The following is a 16,142-nucleotide window of genomic DNA, read 5'->3' on the forward strand; positions in this document are numbered from 1 at the left end:
CTTATTTATAAAGTTAAATTACACGAGCGCGAAATAAATTCGCACCTACAGGTTTAGCGTATGTTGTTGGGTTTGATGTTTATTGTAGGTGAGGTTTTATACCTCGCTTTTTTATAAAGTTAAATTACACGAGCGCGAAATAAATTCGCACCTACAGGTTTGGCGTATGTTGTTGGGGTTGATGTTTATTGTAGGTGAGGTTTTATACCTCGCTTTTTATAAAGTTAAATTACATGAGCGCGAAATAAATTCGCACCTACAGGCTAAGCATCACGCTCTTTGAACATCAAAAGCTATTACGTCTTTAATTTTCTCTTTATTTGTTGCGAGCATTACCAACCTATCAATCCCCAAAGCCACCCCTGCGCATTGTGGTAATCCATGTTCTAGCGCTTTAATTAAACGTGTATCCATTGGTACTTGCTTTAAACCGTTGTTAGCGCGGTATGTGTTATCTTCATTAAAACGTTTAGCTTGCTCACTGGCATTTGTGAGTTCGTTAAAGCCGTTAGCCAATTCCATATTTTTGTAATAAAGCTCAAAGCGCCCTGCTACACGTGTATCGTGTTCACAAATTTGAGCAAGTGCCGCTTGAGAAGCTGGAAAATGATACACAAAACATGGCTTATCTTGTCCTATTGTAGGTTCCACTTTCATACAAAATAATAATTGCAGTAAGGTGTCTTTATGCGTTTCATTTTGGGCTATATCAGCAAACCCTTGCTCACACGCAAGTTGCTTTAATTGCTCTATGCTTGCGGTTAACGGGTCGAGCCCAAGTGCTTGCTCAAACGCTTGCTGATAGGTAAGTCTAGTTGCAGGCTCGACACCTAAAACAATCTGCATAAGCTCATCCATTTCATCCATAAGTGCAAATTCATCAAAGCCTGGGCGATACCATTCCAGCATAGTAAATTCAGGATTATGATGGCTACCCGCTTCTTCATTTCTAAATGCTTTACAAAGCTGAAAAATAGCGCCTGAGCCTGCTGCTAACAAGCGTTTCATGGCAAACTCTGGCGATGTTTGTAAAAACAGAAGAAGCCCACCAGCGTGCCCTGGGCCCACAAATGTGGTATTAAAACTAGCTAAGTGCACATCGGTTACACTGGCAGCACTTAAGCTCGGCGTTTCTACTTCCATTACATCACGTGCATAAAAAAATTCACGAATGCTACGTAATATCGCTGCGCGTTGTTTTAGTGTTTCAATGCTTGCGCTTGGGGCCCAAAGATCTGCTGACATATTTTCTCCAAAAAAAATCCCAGCGTAAGCTGGGATTTTATAAACAATGTTAAAGCTTACTTAACACGGCTTACGTATTCACCGTTACGAGTGTCTACTTTAATTACTTCGCCAATTTGCACGAATAATGGAACTCGTACCACAGCGCCTGTGCTAAGCGTTGCTGGTTTACCACCAGTACCCGCTGTATCGCCTTTAAGGCCAGGATCTGTTTCAGTGATCTCAAGCTCAACAAAGTTAGGTGGTGTAACAGCAATAGGGCTGCCGTTCCATAATGTAATTGTGCATAAATCATTTTCAACTAACCATTTAACTGCATCGCCTAGTGCTTTTTCGTCAGCAGCAATTTGCTCAAATGTTTCGTTGTTCATGAAATGCCAAAATTCGCCGTCTGTGTATAGATACGCTAAATCAGTATCCATTACATCAGCACCTTCAACTGATTCACCCGATTTAAAGGTTTTTTCAAGCACCTTACCAGAGATAAGTTTACGGATACGAACACGGTTAAATGCCTGGCCTTTACCAGGTTTTACCATTTCATTTTCTAAGATACTGCAAGGCTCGCCGTCCATCATAATTTTTAGGCCGCCCTTGAACTCGTTGGTGCTATAATTCGCCATCGTTTCCTCTATTTATATTTTTTCGAGTAATCTACATGCCAATGATACAAAGAAATGAAGCAAATTTGCATAAAAACTGGCAAAAAGAATTAGCAAATGTAGTTACCTGCCCAAAAACCTTGCTTGAAATGGTCGGTTTATCGAGCCAAGTCCATGAAAACGACCTAAAAGCCCGTAGTTTATTTCCGGTACGCGTGCCTATCCCTTTTATAAAAAAAATACGTCAAGGCGATCCAAACGATCCTCTTTTGCTACAAGTTATGCCACGCCACCAAGAGTTTTTGACTAAATCGGGTTTTAATAAAGATCCCCTACTTGAGCAAGATAACGACCAACCAGGCCTTTTACATAAGTACAAATCGCGTGTTTTGGTGATGTTTAAAACCGGCTGTGCTGTAAATTGTCGTTACTGCTTTAGAAGGCATTTTCCGTATCAAGAAAACCAGCTTAATAAAAAAAGCCTGCTAGAAACACTGAGCTATATAAAATCAGATACTGATATAAACGAAGTGATTTTAAGTGGTGGCGATCCACTCATGGCCAAAGACGATGCAATAAGCTGGTTTTTAGATGAACTTGAGCAATTACCACAAATTAAACGAATGCGAATTCATAGCCGTTTGCCAGTAGTTATACCTGCGCGAGTAACCAATGAGTTATGTGAACGATTAGCAAAATCGCCATTAAAAATTATTTTTATTAATCACATAAACCACGCAAACGAAATAGACGCTGATTTTAAAGCCGCTATGCTAAAGCTTAAACAAGCAAACGTAACGCTTCTAAACCAAGCTGTAATTTTAAAAGATGTTAACGATACGGTTGATGCGCAAATAAATTTAAGCGAAGCGTTATTTGACGCAGACGTATTGCCGTATTATTTGTATTTGCTAGATAAAGTTGAAGGGGCCAGTCACTTTGATATTAATGAAGCGCAAGCAATTGAAATAATGGCAGAGCTATTAAAAGCTCTGCCTGGATTTTTAGTGCCTAAATTAGTAAGAGAAATCGGTGGTCAAAAAAGTAAAACACCTATCGACCTTAAGCTAATTTAAAACAGCATTTAAACATATATATTTACGTTGTTACCCAGTGATGCAGTCGCCGATTTAGCCGGCGTTTGCGCACTTGACGATTGCGCTGCACCTTCAATAAGTGCAAGCGCCGCAGCGCCATCAGCTAATTGCTGTTTTTTAGACAAAGCAGCAGTGTAAAGCTCGCTGCCTTGGCCTGAACCAGACATAGCTGGTAAATTTCCACCTGATATATTCATAATTATAAGCCTTAATCAACCTGACTTTTAAATGTAATCCACGTATTATGTCGGCCATGCAGCACAAAGCTTTAGGAAAACCATGGATTCTATTATTGAACAACTCAACACTAACTTAAAAATTGTTTATCGTCAGGCACTTGATGCCGATAAAAAATTAGACGAATTACAACAACAAGGCCATGGCAAATTTAAAGCCTTATTTACTGCCGATTCAGGCTTTAATTTTGAAGCAAAACGCTTTAAGCCTTATGTTCTTGATGTAGCCGCTGACGTAGAAAGCTTATCTAACGATGGTTTTGATGAAGAAAAGCTTAAAACAACCGTTATTAAGTTACAGCAAATACTAACGCTGTTAGCTACTTTTAAGTAATATAATCAGCTTAAAAAAATGCCGCTATTTAGCGGCATTACTATTTTAAGTTAATCTAAACTTGGTAATATTTGTTCACCAAACCACTCTGTTAGTAAGCGTTTTTCGTAATAGAATGATTCGTCGCGGCCCATTTTAATTTTATCCATAAAGCCCATATCTTTAAGCTCCACATCAGTATCTTTACTTAGAACTGTACCGTCTTTATCGGTTAACGAATAATCTAGCTTAATGCGTGGAAAATAAATGGGTTTCACTACACGAATTTCATCCATACCGCCATAACGCACATCACCCGCTAAATCTAAATCAGTAAACTCTACGTTTAATTTATAATCTTTTGGCAATTGTTCGGCTAGCTTAGCCATATGCTTTTCGAAACTTGCTGCCACACTTTTGTGATATGAGCTCTTAGTTTGATTTGACGCTCGCACATCACGATAATCATTAAAGTCATGCCATTTAACAACAGACTCGCCCGCATGGGCAAGTGCAGGCAATGCGATACACATTGTTGCTGCTATTTTTTTAACTAAATTCATATCTTTCTCCAAAGAGGTAGACCAATCACAAAGGTGTAGATTGGAATAAACCTAGCATTAGCTATTACTAGACCCAGTTTAGCACTTGTTTATTAACTATAACTTAATCTTACGTATAAAGTGTTACTTATAGCGAGCAAAATGTAATCAAAATTATTAATATTAATTCATATAAATATCATGATTTACTGTAAATAATAAAAGTCACAGATAAAGCATGTAAACCATCTCAATTTATGGTGAAATTAGCTTAATTGATAAAAGGTACCCACGGAGCTTTCATGACTATTTTAGTAACCGGTGGCGCAGGCTATATTGGCTCGCACACTGTTTTAGAACTTTTACAGCAAGGTAACGATGTTGTTGTTATTGATAATTTAAGTAACTCATTACAAGAATCACTTGCGCGCGTAAAGAATATTACAGGCAAAGAAGCCACTTTTTACCAAGGCGATATTCTCGATAAACCCTTTTTAGATTCAGTATTTGCAAAACACACAGTTGATAGTGTTATACATTTTGCAGGTTTAAAATCAGTGGGCGAGTCGGTTGCAAAGCCTGTTGAGTACTATCAAAACAATGTACAAGGTACGCTTACGCTTGTTGATGCAATGCGCGACGCAGGCGTATTTAAGTTAGTGTTTAGCTCGTCAGCCACGGTATACGGCGACCCTGCAAGCTTACCAATTAAAGAAGACTTCCCTGTAGGTGGTACTACTAACCCTTACGGCACATCTAAGTTAATGGTTGAGATGATGCTACAAGATATCGCTAAATCAGATGAGCGCTTTGCGTTTGCTATTTTGCGTTACTTTAACCCAGTGGGTGCACATGAGTCGGGCTTAATTGGTGAAGATCCTAATGGTATCCCAAATAACCTTTTACCGTTTATCGCACAAGTAGCGGTAGGTAAATTAAAGCAACTCGCTGTATTTGGTGATGACTACGACACAGTTGATGGCACAGGCGTGCGCGACTACATTCACGTTGTAGATTTAGCTATTGGGCATTTAAAAGCGCTTAATAAAATTGCCAGCAGTACAGGTGCATTAGTTTATAACCTAGGTACTGGTAACGGGTATTCTGTACTACAAATGGTTAATGCATTTATTAAAGCAAGCGATCAGGCTGTACCCTATCAGGTTTCACCTCGCCGCCCTGGTGATATTGCAGCATGTTATGCCGCACCAGAAAAAGCACTTAATGAACTTGGCTGGGAAGCAGTGCGCGGTATAGATGAAATGATGCAAGATACATGGCGTTGGCAGTCAAATAACCCAAATGGTTATAAAGGTTAATTAAAACAAGCTTCGCCCTTAAAATAAGTGCGCGGTATCGAGCCGCGCATATCGAGTATCTTAAACACCGAATTCAATTTGTGGCTGCGTCGTAGGAGTAGAACTTGCTCACGCGAAAAGCGCAGCTTTTAATTACTTATATTTAGTTACTTATATCTAATATCTAATATCTAACAACAACTATTTTTTATGTCTGCGCCCACTGTCTTAGCAAGTTATGATAAACCCCTGTTAATTGAATAATCTCTGGGCTATCTTCTACTTTGCTGCGCAAACTTTGAATCGACATATCTAAATCAAATAACAAACCACGTTTTTCGTCGCTGTTTACCATGCTCTGTAACCAAAAGAATGAGGCTAATCTACGCCCACTCGTTACAGGCATTACACGATGTAAACTCGTTGAAGGGTACAACACCATACTACCTGCTGGCAGCTTTACACTATGTGAGCCATAAGTGTCTTCAATAACAAGTTCACCGCCCTCATAATCTTCGGGGTCATTAATAAATAAGGTCATTGATACATCTGTACGGATTTTTACTGGCGTGCCCGGCACTTGTCTAATCGCATTATCTACATGCACACCAAACGATTGCCCACCTTGATAACAGTTAAAAAGCGGAGGGAAAATTTTTGCAGGAAGCGCCGCCGACATAAACAAATTACTGCGCGCAAGTGCTGCCATTATAATGTCGCCAAGCTCTTGGCATTCAGGGCTATTTTCAGGTAGCTGTAAGTTATTTTTTGCTTTGGTTGATTGATGCCCTGCGGTAATACTGCCATCGGCCCACTGGGCTTTAAGCAAAACCTCATGACAATAAGCCACTTCTTCTTTCGTTAATAGCTCTGGAATTTTAACTAGCATGTGCGCCCTCTCACATTTTCATCAAATAATTAAGGGCAGAGTTAACTCTGCCCTTTTATGCCGTACTTATTTTACTCTTAGAAAGAATAGCTCGCTGTTAAACTAAACTTACGACCATCACCTGGTACAAAGTGTCCACCACCTAACTGATCCACGTAATCTTTATCACCTAAGTTTTCACCATTAAACTGCAGGCTCAAATCTTTTGATATGTCATATGCAACCATCAGGTCAAAAATAGTATAACCTGGCGCACGAGAGCGTGTTGACGTAGTGCCGTTGTAACGCTCACCTACATATTGCGCACCTAAACCAAACGATAACTTATCCGACATATCGTATGTAGTCCAAACACTTGCGCTATTTTTAGGTGTACGTGCAAGCTCGTTACCAATTTGAGTTGCGTCGTCGCCTAATGCTTTAGTTACTTCGCTATCTTGGTAAGTGTATGAAGCAATTACAGTCCACTCTTTAGTAATTAGGCCAGTTGCTGAAAGCTCTAAGCCTTGTACGCGCTGTTCACCACCGAGTATTTCGTCACTTGAGCTATCTGCAAATGGGTCATCAGTACGGGCATTGGTTTTTTCAGTACGGAAAAGTGCAGCATTAGTTTGCAGGCGACCATCCATTAGGCTCCATTTAGTTCCTAATTCATAACTGCGGCTTTCTTCTGCGTCTAAATCAGCTGCATTTGAACGCGTAGATACCGTTAGCCCTTCAGCCGATGGGTTAAATGAATTACCTGCGCCTAAATATACACTGCCATTTTCTGCTGGTTTATAAACTACTGCTGCATTCCAGCTAAATAAATCGTCACTTGTAGAAATTAAAGCACTTGGGTTAGCGTAATCGTTATGGTAATCCGTAGTAAAGCTATCAAAGCGAATTCCGCCCGTAACTTCCCATTGCTTGTTAAGTGTTACTGTATCAAATGCATAAATAGCTTGGTTTTTAGCTTTAGCTTCAATGCTCGTACCGTCACGGCCATACACACCCGTAAATGCAATTGTTGCGTCAGGGTTGTATAAGTCGTTGCGTATTCCATCTTCAATTAGGTTATCAGGTGTAGTTGCAACAAAGTTATGACGTGTAAACGTTTCATTTGCAAGTTCAGCACCCACTACAACATCATGAGTAAAGCCAGCAAACTCATAGTTACCAATTAAATCAACTTGAAGTGCAGCAAGTGAATTTTCTGTATCACGTGTTTTTTCATCTGCAAAGGTAATATCAGTGTCTGTTGTAACCGAGAAATAACGCGGTGCAGTTGTTACTGACTCACGCTTAACTTTACCTAAACGACCTTGCACACGTAATGTAGTATTTTGAGAAAAATCATACTCATAACGAGCTGTTGTTGAGTAGGCTTCAATATCTTCGTAATCACGGTAAATATTACCGTAAAAGTTATCAAAATCGACAGGAGAAGGTGAGCGCGCGCTATCTGCAAGTTCAGCTACAGGCGTATCGCTGTAAACCCACGGAATGCCGTAATCTGGTAAATTATCTTGGCGTTGATACTCTAGGTTTAAATCAAAACGGCTGTTTGTACCAAGTCCTGTTGCAAATGCAAACGCAACAGCATTTGTTTCATTTTCAACATGGTCGCGACCTGCAACATCACCTTTATCAGTAAGAAGGTTTATACGTAGCGCGCTTGTATCGTTTACTTGAATGTTAGTATCAAAACGACCACGGTAATCGTTTTCTGTGCCTAAACGTAGCGAAACGTCGTTAAAGTTGTCTAACTTCGCCTTTTTACTTTCTAAATTAACACTACCACCTGTTGCACCACGACCAGAAACTGCTGAGCCTGGGCCTTTTGCAACTTCAACGGCTTCAATGTTGTAAATATCACGTGTGTAACCTGCAACATCGCGAATACCATCAACAAAAATATCATTTGTTGCACTAAAACCACGAATCGACATGCTATCGCCAGTAGGTGAGCCACCCTCACCTGCAGCTAAAGAAATACCTGAAACATTACGTAAAGCATCACGTAGGCTATCTACGTTTCTATCTTTCATTACCGCTTGGTTAATTACCGTTACAGTTTTAGCTGTATCGAGTAGCGGTTGAGTGTATTTATGCGACGTTGATTTTTCTACAACATAGCTAGACTCAGTTTTAGTTTCTGCTTTGGTTACCGATAGTTCTTGAACATCCTGTGCACTTGCCCAAGTTGAAAGCGTAGCTGTAACAACCGCTGCAATTGGCTTCACGTACGCATTTCCTTTATTCGATGGCTTACTCATGGTTACTCCGTAGTTTTTATTAAGCACTTAACTATTGTTAATTTAAGGTACATATTTAATTTCGGCGAAATCCTACCACTCAAACAACGCAATGTAAACGATAACTGTTATCAATTGCATTGTCATGTGAATTCCTATATTGTATACACACTCAAAAATTAACAGTAATTACGTCCTTGTAATTACTTGTCGTAACTTTCAGGATTGTTGTTAAGTAATGCGAAGCTTAATTAAACCAATTAGCGTAGTTATCGCGCTTTGTAGCACCATGGCAGTAAAAGCCGACACAGTTAGTGAGCTAGAACAACTCGTTAATAAATGGCTACAAATAGAAAATCAAAACACAGAATTAAATACTCATTGGCTTGAACAAAAAAGCAGCATGGAGCAAACCTTAACGCTTCTTAATGCTGAGCAGCAGCAACTTAGCGAGCTTAATCAGCGAAGAAAAAAAAGCACCAGTGAGCTTACCCAAAAACGCGAACAGCTTGTTACTCAGCAATCAGAACTTGAAAATGATCAACAGCAATTGAACGACCAACTAGCACGTATTTCTGGGCAATTACTTTCATTACAAGTGCAATTACCTCCGCCACTTTTAAGTAGTTGGAAAAACACTGGTGATTTAAGCGACTCACAACTCAGTACAACTGACAAATTACAAACAGCGCTAAAAATGCTGACCCTACTTAATGATTTTCAACAACGTATTTCAATTCACGAAATGGCTATTAAACACCCTGACGGGCAAGAAGTGTGGGTAAAGCAGCTTTACTTAGGTGCAGCTCAAGCATGGTTTGTAAGTGAAGATTTAAGTTACGTAGGTATTGGTTTTCCAAGTGACTTAGGTTGGCAGTGGGAATTTGACCCAAGTATTAATGCTGAGCAAGTTGCACTGGGTATTGCTGTACAGCAAAAAAAGCGCGCTGCTGATTGGGTAACACTCCCAATATTAAGTTATGTAAATAAAAACCAGCAAGGGGCTAAATAATGGCTACTAACAGCATAATTGCAGCATTTAGCGCCACAGTGTTACTTTTTAGTGCAAATATTTCTTTTGCAGCTAGCAGTGATGATGCTAAACAAAGTATTTTAAGTGATATTAAAACAGCGCAACGTACTCTAAATAAAACTCAAAATAGTATTTCAAAAGAGCAAGCTACCCTTGCAAAGCAAATTTTTACCAAGCAGCAATCGCTCAGTAAATTACGCGCGCAAGCAGCCGTTAATCGCCGCCTAGCTGACGAAAATACGTTAAGCCTCGATCAGTTACAAACCCGATTAGACACTTGGCAACAGCAGCAGCAATACCAATTAAACTTACTTAGCCGTTTTGTGCGCCAAAATACCAGCAATAGTGCTAGCAGTAACGAGTCGATTAATAATCAGAACGAGTTATTAAGCCGCGTTATATCGCAAATTAATAATCAAGAACAGGCACTTTACCCACACTTTAATAAGCAATCGATTGTGCTCAGTAATGGCGAATTAAGCCAAGCTAATACCCTTCAAGTAGGTCCTGTTGCATGGTTTAGTACGCAAACACCTAAACTTATGGGCTTATTAAATTTGGATGATGAATCTAATGCATTAAAAGTAGCGTTAGTGCAATCAACAAGTAACGATAACCCACTCGATAATACTTTAAATCAAAATGGTGCAGGCTCAACATTACTTACTTTTGATCCTAGTTTAACGCACTTAGTCACGAGCCAAGCTCAACAAGAAAGTCCGCTTGAACACTTAGAAAAAGGCGGCTTATGGGCTATCCCTATTATTTTGTTTGCCTGCTTTGCACTAACTATTGCGCTATTAAAAGCCGCACAACTACTGCGTTTAAGTAAAATTAAAATGCACTCTCAAATGCAATTACAGCAATTTTTTAAAGCTGAAAATAGCAGTGAATTTGCAGGCATGCAGCAGCAGTTATTTAACTTAACGCTGCAAAGCGAAAAAGGCCAAGTACGAGACGATCAATTATTTAATCAGTTAATTCACGATAAGCATAAACTCGATAACTTTATTGGCGCTATTGCCGTTACAGCTGCGGTAGCTCCACTACTTGGCTTGTTAGGTACTGTTAGCGGCATGATCGAAACATTTAAAATGATGACCTTGTTTGGCTCAGGCGACCCAGAAGTTGTATCGGGCGGTATCGCACAAGCACTTATAACAACTGAATTGGGTTTAGTCGTGGCCATACCTGCTCTGGTATTAAATGCACTGCTATCGCGTAAAGCAAAAGCGTATTACAGCCAACTAGAAGGCTTTGGATTACAGCTTAGTCAACTAGAAAAAGGAGAAACCAATGTTTGAGAAAATCGTTAGTAACCCTATTTGCTGGTGTATTCTTTTACTCGCTTTATTTGTATACCAGCTAATTTTTCATGACCTACTGCACCTTAAACAATACCAAGCGCAGCGCAAAGGTTATTGGCAAGAAGTTAGCTCTATTTTAACAGCAGCGCTTCCGCTACTTGGTTTATTAGGCACCATTGTTGGTTTGCTTGATACATTTAAAGTAATGGCGCTGGGCCATAACGAGTTAATGAGTGACGCCATTGGTGATGCATTACTAACAACTCAATTGGGCCTTGTGTGCGCTATTCCTGCGTGGTTAATGCAAGCATATTTAGCGTATTCTCAGCGTAATCCTAAATTACATACATTAAGTAAGCAGTTAGGGTAACACTATGCAATCACGTTTAAAGCACAAGCTAGAGCAAGAAGCGGGGCAACATATTGATATGTCGCCACTACTTGATGTGGTATTTATATTGCTAATATTTTTTATTGTTACAACCGTATTTGTACGCGAAAGCGGCGTTGAAGTTGATAAACCACAAGCCGTATCGGCCAGTCGTCTTGAGCAGCAAGTTATATTTTTAGCAATAACCGACTCTCAACAAGTATTTTTTGATGGTAGCCAAATTGGTGTTGCTGGCGTGCGTAGTAGTGTCGAGCAAATGTTAAAACAGCAACAACGCCCTGTGGTTATTCAAGCTGATAAAACAGTACCTACTGAGTTACTTGTTCAAGTAATTGACGAAGCAAAGCTGGCAGGCGCGGCGCAAGTTAACTTAGCGACCAAGCAATAATATGCACACGATTAACCCGCTTCAAAAAACAAAAAACAATCGCCATCCACTTTTTGCATTTGGCCTTAGCTTAATTGTACTTAGCGCTGCATTACTGCTTTTATGGCTTGGGCAACTTGCAGAGCATCATATAAAAGACAAAGTAGTTGTGCGCGAAATTGCCATGGTGGCACTGCCACCACCTCCTCCACCATCAATATCGCAACAGCAAACAAGTGAGCCAATGCAAAGCTTATCGGTAGAAGGTGCAGGCGCGTCTATTCAAGCCGTAAAAATTAAGATCACCAGCAATTTAAGTATTGTAAAACCCGATACACCCAACGTAAAAGTAAACGCGCCACAATGGCAATCAATGAGTGTAAATTGGGATGCATTTAGCTTAAATCAACTCGATGGTCTCCCAACTTTGCTTACTCCTGTTAAGGCCGTTTTACCAAAAAGCTTAACCCGTCGAGGTGTTGATGTATTTACTGTAAAACTCGATGTATTTATTGATGAAAGTGGCAAGTTAAGTTTAATTGAGGTAGTACAAAATCCATACCCTGAACTTAAACCAGCTATCGACAAAATTATTAAACAAAGCCGCTTTAGTGCACCTAAAAAAGAAGGTGAAACCGTACGCGCTCGCTTTATTTGGCCAATCGAATTTAAACCTTAAGCCTATTAAAATGAAAAACATGAACGTAATTAAAACGCTAAAACCATTAACTCGCGCAGTTATCACTACTTTAATGTGCTCACTCCCTTTATTAGGTGTAAGTAGCGTGCATGCAAGCGCCGTGAGTACACCATTAAAAAGTGCGCCACTAAAAGTAACTTTATCGCCTAGCGATCCAACATGGCAGTTAGCTATAAATAATAAATTATTAGGCCCTACAGAGGTTCTTATTGAACCGACCGAGCGCGGTTTTGCTCGCCAAGTGCAACCACTATTACAAGCCGGTAATTACAGTGAAGTCGCTGCGCTATTTAAAGGCCGTGATATAAATCAAGATAGCACTGCTTTAAACTTATTACGTGCACAAGTACTGCTTTCAACAAAGGACTTTAATAACGCTGAACTAGCTTACCTAGCGTGTTTAAAAGCTTCACCTGATTTAGTAAAAGCACATCAAGGTTTAAGCCTTTTATACATGCAACAAGCAAAGTATGCCAAAGCACAAACGCACCTAGTTCACAGTATTGAACTTGGCCAAGCTGACGCACAAAGTTATGCGCAACTTGCTTATATACACGTGCAGCACAGCCAACCTTGGAGCGCAGTAGCGGCGTACCGCCAGGCGCTAATGCTAGCGCCTGAAACAAGCCAATACCAACAAGGGCTATTGTATGCGTTAATTGAATCGGGTGATTTAAATCAGGCAAATGCATTATTAAAAGAATTACTTAATAAAAGCCCTGATAAAGCTGAACTTTGGCTACAACGTGCACAAATAGCATTACAGCTTGATCACAAAAATCAGGCGCTTGCTGCTATTGAAGTGGCCTTAAAACTTAACCCTAAAGATACCAGCAACCAGCTTTTAGCAGCCCAGTTGCATTTAAGTGAAGGCAGCACTGAACGCGCTGTTAGTTTATTAAAGCAAGGTTTAAAACACGCAAATAAAAAACAGCAAATTGAGGTTATTAATACCACGATGCAAACGCTAGCTTGGCTTGTATCGGAGCAAAAATGGAATTTAGCTAAAGAGCTAATAGGCAGCGCAAAAAGATTAACTAAGCAGCTACCCCGTGATGAACAAGCTCAATTTTCTGTATACAGTGCACAACTTGCTATGCAGCAAGGTAATACTACGCGCGCTCTTAACAGCTTAAATAACGCACTTAAAATAAACCCGAATTTAGGTGATGCCCTACTTAGTTTAGCGAGTATTTATCGCAGTAAAAGCCAACTTACCCAAGCAAAACTTATGTACGTTCGTGCACAAGCCCTACCTGATTACCAACTATCTGCATGGCTTGGGTTATCGCAAATAGCGATTGATTCTAAAGAATACCCGAGTGCGCTAAAGCATCTTAGAAAAGCATTACAAGCAAACCCGGAGCGCCAGGATTTAATTACCAACATTCGCGCCCTTGAGAATATAGTGCGCCAAGAAGGATAAGTTTAAAGCCGTGGTTAAATTTACTTGTAGATGCAGCGCTTGCTGGCGTGACGAGCAAAGCTCGTAATTTCTATATGCAATAAAATCTTAAGTGATTTGTTCACAAAGAGGTTTAGAGGGCGCTGCGCTTTAGAGAAGTAGAAATACATAATTACTATTGTTTTATATCTTCTCATTTACTCCTCTTTTACTTCTCTTTGTGCAATAAGTTTTTAAGTGATTTATTCACAAAGAGGCTAAAAAGAAGCTCACGCTTCAACGTGAGCAAGCTCGTCTACAATATATATTAAAGCGTTACCAATTTTGCATTTCGACTATTCGCGATTGCGTGCGCGCATATTCAAAGCTCAACTTTTTACCTTTATACAAATGTTCAATGTCGGTTTGAGCATTTATCACCAGCAATTTATGGCAATCGTAAAACTCATCTACTAATGCAATAAAGCGCCGTGCTTCGTCGTCAAAGGTGTGCTCATCAAGCGTTTGTTTTTCGCGTTGATAACTATCTTCTATACCGTGAACAATAACTTTACCCGTTGCTTTAACACCCATTTGCGGCACGTTCGATACATATAACACATCAAATTGCGTTGCTAAAAACATATAGTCGTTAGCACTGCGCGGGCCTGAGCATAGCGCCATAAAATCAATCATCAAGGCGTTATCGGCTTTTAATAAATAAGGTAAATTGCGGCCATGTACACTAATTGTATTTCTATATGTTACTTCTGCATAAGAAGCTAAAAACTCATTCTTAAAATCGTGATTTGATAAATTAATAAAATAGTGACAACTGTTTTTACCATATCTAAAACGGTGATCGTCCTCCCCCGCCACGCTAATTATATGGCAGTGACTATTAATTAAATCGATAGTAGGTAAAAATCGCGCTCGTTGCAGGCCGTTGTAATAAAGCTGCTCTGGCTTTGCGTTCGATGTGGCCACCAGCACAACACCTTGTTCAAACAACGCATTGAACAATCTCGCCATGATCATAGCATCGCCAATGTCGCTCACAAAAAACTCGTCAAAACACAGTACACGAATGTTTTTAGCCCACTGTTTTGCAATTAGGATTAGTGGATTTTTTTGACCTTGTAGCTGCGAAAGTTGGGCATGCACTTGCGCTATAAAATGATGAAAATGCAGCCGCTGCTTTTGCTCAATAGGTAGGTTTTTATAAAATAAATCCATCAACATAGACTTACCTCGTCCTACGGGTCCATATAAATAAACGCCTTTTATTAAGGGCGCTTTTTGCCACCATGATGTGTGAGCTTGAAGTTGCTCGGTTAGCGTATTTAAAGCTTCCACTGCATTTTGCTGCGCAGCATCAAAACACAGTTCACCTGTGTCTATTTTTGCTTGGTAAAGGCTTAAAATTTGTGTGCTGTGCACTGTCATGGTATTTCACTATCGGCTATAATCGCGCCCATTGTAGCCGACTAAAAATGTGAACCAAAATGAAATTCCCTTGCCGCTTAGATAAATTTATTAGCCACTTAGCTGAAATACCGCGCACGCAAGCCCGCGCTAGTATAAAGCGAAAAGAAGTAAGCGTTAATGGCGAAGTAATCACATCACATAATTTTCAGCTAGCCCAGCAAGATGAAGTACTGCACCAAGGTACGCCTTTGGTATTTTTAGGTAAACGCTATTACATGCTAAATAAACCTGTTGACTATGTATGTGCTAACAGTGACGAGCTACATAAAACCGTTTTTGACTTACTTGATGAGCCAAATATGAGTGACTTTCACGTGGCAGGCCGCCTTGATATAGACACCACAGGGTTAGTTATTATTACTAATGATGGCGATTGGTCACATAAAATTACGTCGCCTAAAAGCAATAAATTTAAAACCTACCTAGTAGAAACTCAAGAGCCTATTACCGATGAAGCACTTGAGCAATTACGAACAGGTGTCATGCTGCATAACGAAAAAGATTTAACCCGCCCAGCTATAGCAGAGAGACTTGCTAATTACGGACTGCGTTTATCGATAAGTGAAGGTAAATATCATCAAGTTAAACGTATGCTTTACGCAGTAGATAACAAAGTAGTTGAGCTGCATCGCGAGCAAATTGCGGGAATTACCCTAGATGAAAACTTGGCTAGCGGTGAATATCGACTATTAACAACTCAAGAAATCAAACTATAAAAGCGCTTTAAAGGAGCCTAAGTTTGGATATACTAGGGCGTGTTGAACTTTGTGGATTGATATTTGTTCAATCTAAGGGCTATTAAATCGCGGCGCGAGGTTTGTAACCTAGTGGGCTAAATAAAAACCGAGCAACAAAGAGTTAATCGTCCCTAGAAAGAACCCAAAGGGCAGAGTATGTTTGGCATTTATGCTGCGTTATCGCCTAATTATGGGGAATAACCACACTACATAGGCTCTGCCTTGCCTAAAAACCAAACATACTACTGCAAATTCAACCACCAACGTTCAACACGC

The 16,142-nt window shown here is 39.9% G+C and carries 17 protein-coding genes; 10 read left to right on the plus strand and 7 right to left on the minus strand.

Annotated elements, in window-relative coordinates:
- Positions 1-270: 270 nt before the first annotated feature.
- Together epmA and efp are read right to left on the minus strand one after the other, a co-directional pair.
- Complete coding sequence (gene epmA / locus I6E85_RS02350) at positions 271-1,245, minus strand: elongation factor P--(R)-beta-lysine ligase (RefSeq protein WP_197236519.1); 975 nt, start codon at positions 1,243-1,245, stop codon at positions 271-273.
- 56 nt (positions 1,246-1,301) lie between these two features.
- Positions 1,302-1,868, minus strand: coding sequence for an elongation factor P (efp, locus tag I6E85_RS02355; protein ID WP_024596699.1), 567 nt, complete (start codon positions 1,866-1,868; stop codon positions 1,302-1,304).
- A 41-nt stretch (positions 1,869-1,909) separates the two neighbouring features.
- On the opposite strand from efp, the gene epmB reads away from it, so the two are divergent.
- The gene (gene epmB, locus I6E85_RS02360; protein ID WP_197236597.1) at positions 1,910-2,923 is read left to right on the plus strand and encodes an EF-P beta-lysylation protein EpmB; all 1,014 of its coding nucleotides are present in this window, start codon (positions 1,910-1,912) and stop codon (positions 2,921-2,923) included.
- Between the two features lie 8 nt (positions 2,924-2,931).
- Here epmB and I6E85_RS02365 read toward each other — a convergent pair whose 3' ends face one another.
- Positions 2,932-3,141 carry a hypothetical protein gene (locus I6E85_RS02365; RefSeq protein ID WP_024600329.1) on the minus strand — a complete coding sequence of 70 codons (210 nt, stop codon included), beginning with the start codon at positions 3,139-3,141 and terminating at the stop codon, positions 2,932-2,934.
- An 82-nt stretch (positions 3,142-3,223) separates the two neighbouring features.
- Between I6E85_RS02365 and I6E85_RS02370 the strand changes: the two genes are divergently transcribed.
- A complete protein-coding gene (locus I6E85_RS02370) occupies positions 3,224-3,514 on the plus strand; it encodes a prephenate dehydrogenase (RefSeq protein ID WP_076923732.1) in 291 nt (96 codons plus the stop codon).
- Between the two features lie 50 nt (positions 3,515-3,564).
- On the opposite strand, the gene I6E85_RS02375 is transcribed toward I6E85_RS02370, so the two are convergent.
- Positions 3,565-4,056 carry a DUF3016 domain-containing protein gene (locus tag I6E85_RS02375; RefSeq protein WP_024600328.1) on the minus strand — a complete coding sequence of 164 codons (492 nt, stop codon included), beginning with the start codon at positions 4,054-4,056 and terminating at the stop codon, positions 3,565-3,567.
- 281 nt (positions 4,057-4,337) lie between these two features.
- Here I6E85_RS02375 and galE point away from each other — a divergent pair, with 281 nt between their 5' ends.
- Positions 4,338-5,354 carry a UDP-glucose 4-epimerase GalE gene (galE, locus tag I6E85_RS02380; RefSeq protein ID WP_197236520.1) on the plus strand — a complete coding sequence of 339 codons (1,017 nt, stop codon included), beginning with the start codon at positions 4,338-4,340 and terminating at the stop codon, positions 5,352-5,354.
- 187 nt (positions 5,355-5,541) lie between these two features.
- Here galE and I6E85_RS02385 read toward each other — a convergent pair whose 3' ends face one another.
- Positions 5,542-6,222 (minus strand): Fe2+-dependent dioxygenase, encoded by a 681-nt coding sequence (locus I6E85_RS02385; RefSeq protein ID WP_007585050.1) that lies wholly within the window; start codon positions 6,220-6,222, stop codon positions 5,542-5,544.
- 77 nt (positions 6,223-6,299) lie between these two features.
- Complete coding sequence (locus I6E85_RS02390; RefSeq protein ID WP_024600325.1) at positions 6,300-8,480, minus strand: TonB-dependent siderophore receptor; 2,181 nt, start codon at positions 8,478-8,480, stop codon at positions 6,300-6,302.
- A gap of 217 nt (positions 8,481-8,697) precedes the next feature.
- On the opposite strand from I6E85_RS02390, the gene I6E85_RS02395 reads away from it, so the two are divergent.
- From I6E85_RS02395 to I6E85_RS02420, 6 genes are read left to right on the plus strand one after another with little or no spacing between them, the layout of a single operon-like run.
- Positions 8,698-9,471: a DUF3450 family protein gene (locus tag I6E85_RS02395; protein ID WP_024600324.1), complete on the plus strand. Its 774-nt coding sequence runs from the start codon at positions 8,698-8,700 to the stop codon at positions 9,469-9,471.
- Complete coding sequence (locus I6E85_RS02400; protein ID WP_024600323.1) at positions 9,471-10,796, plus strand: MotA/TolQ/ExbB proton channel family protein; 1,326 nt, start codon at positions 9,471-9,473, stop codon at positions 10,794-10,796. Before I6E85_RS02395 ends, I6E85_RS02400 begins: the two co-directional genes overlap by 1 nt.
- Positions 10,789-11,169 carry a MotA/TolQ/ExbB proton channel family protein gene (locus tag I6E85_RS02405; RefSeq protein WP_002960812.1) on the plus strand — a complete coding sequence of 127 codons (381 nt, stop codon included), beginning with the start codon at positions 10,789-10,791 and terminating at the stop codon, positions 11,167-11,169. Before I6E85_RS02400 ends, I6E85_RS02405 begins: the two co-directional genes overlap by 8 nt.
- A 4-nt stretch (positions 11,170-11,173) precedes the next feature.
- Positions 11,174-11,578, plus strand: a complete 405-nt coding sequence (locus I6E85_RS02410; RefSeq protein WP_010555259.1) for a biopolymer transporter ExbD — start codon at positions 11,174-11,176, stop codon at positions 11,576-11,578.
- A 1-nt stretch (position 11,579) separates the two neighbouring features.
- Positions 11,580-12,236: an energy transducer TonB gene (locus I6E85_RS02415; RefSeq protein WP_024600322.1), complete on the plus strand. Its 657-nt coding sequence runs from the start codon at positions 11,580-11,582 to the stop codon at positions 12,234-12,236.
- Between the two features lie 19 nt (positions 12,237-12,255).
- A complete protein-coding gene (locus tag I6E85_RS02420) occupies positions 12,256-13,683 on the plus strand; it encodes a tetratricopeptide repeat protein (protein WP_197236598.1) in 1,428 nt (475 codons plus the stop codon).
- 294 nt (positions 13,684-13,977) lie between these two features.
- Here I6E85_RS02420 and zapE read toward each other — a convergent pair whose 3' ends face one another.
- Positions 13,978-15,087 (minus strand): cell division protein ZapE, encoded by a 1,110-nt coding sequence (gene zapE / locus I6E85_RS02425; RefSeq protein WP_197236521.1) that lies wholly within the window; start codon positions 15,085-15,087, stop codon positions 13,978-13,980.
- A gap of 59 nt (positions 15,088-15,146) precedes the next feature.
- On the opposite strand from zapE, the gene rsuA reads away from it, so the two are divergent.
- Positions 15,147-15,845, plus strand: coding sequence for a 16S rRNA pseudouridine(516) synthase RsuA (gene rsuA / locus I6E85_RS02430; RefSeq protein WP_197236522.1), 699 nt, complete (start codon positions 15,147-15,149; stop codon positions 15,843-15,845).
- The last annotated feature ends 297 nt before the right edge of the window (positions 15,846-16,142 follow it).

Source organism: Pseudoalteromonas sp. NZS71, assembly GCF_015864715.1.
Classification (GTDB): domain Bacteria; phylum Pseudomonadota; class Gammaproteobacteria; order Enterobacterales; family Alteromonadaceae; genus Pseudoalteromonas; species Pseudoalteromonas arctica.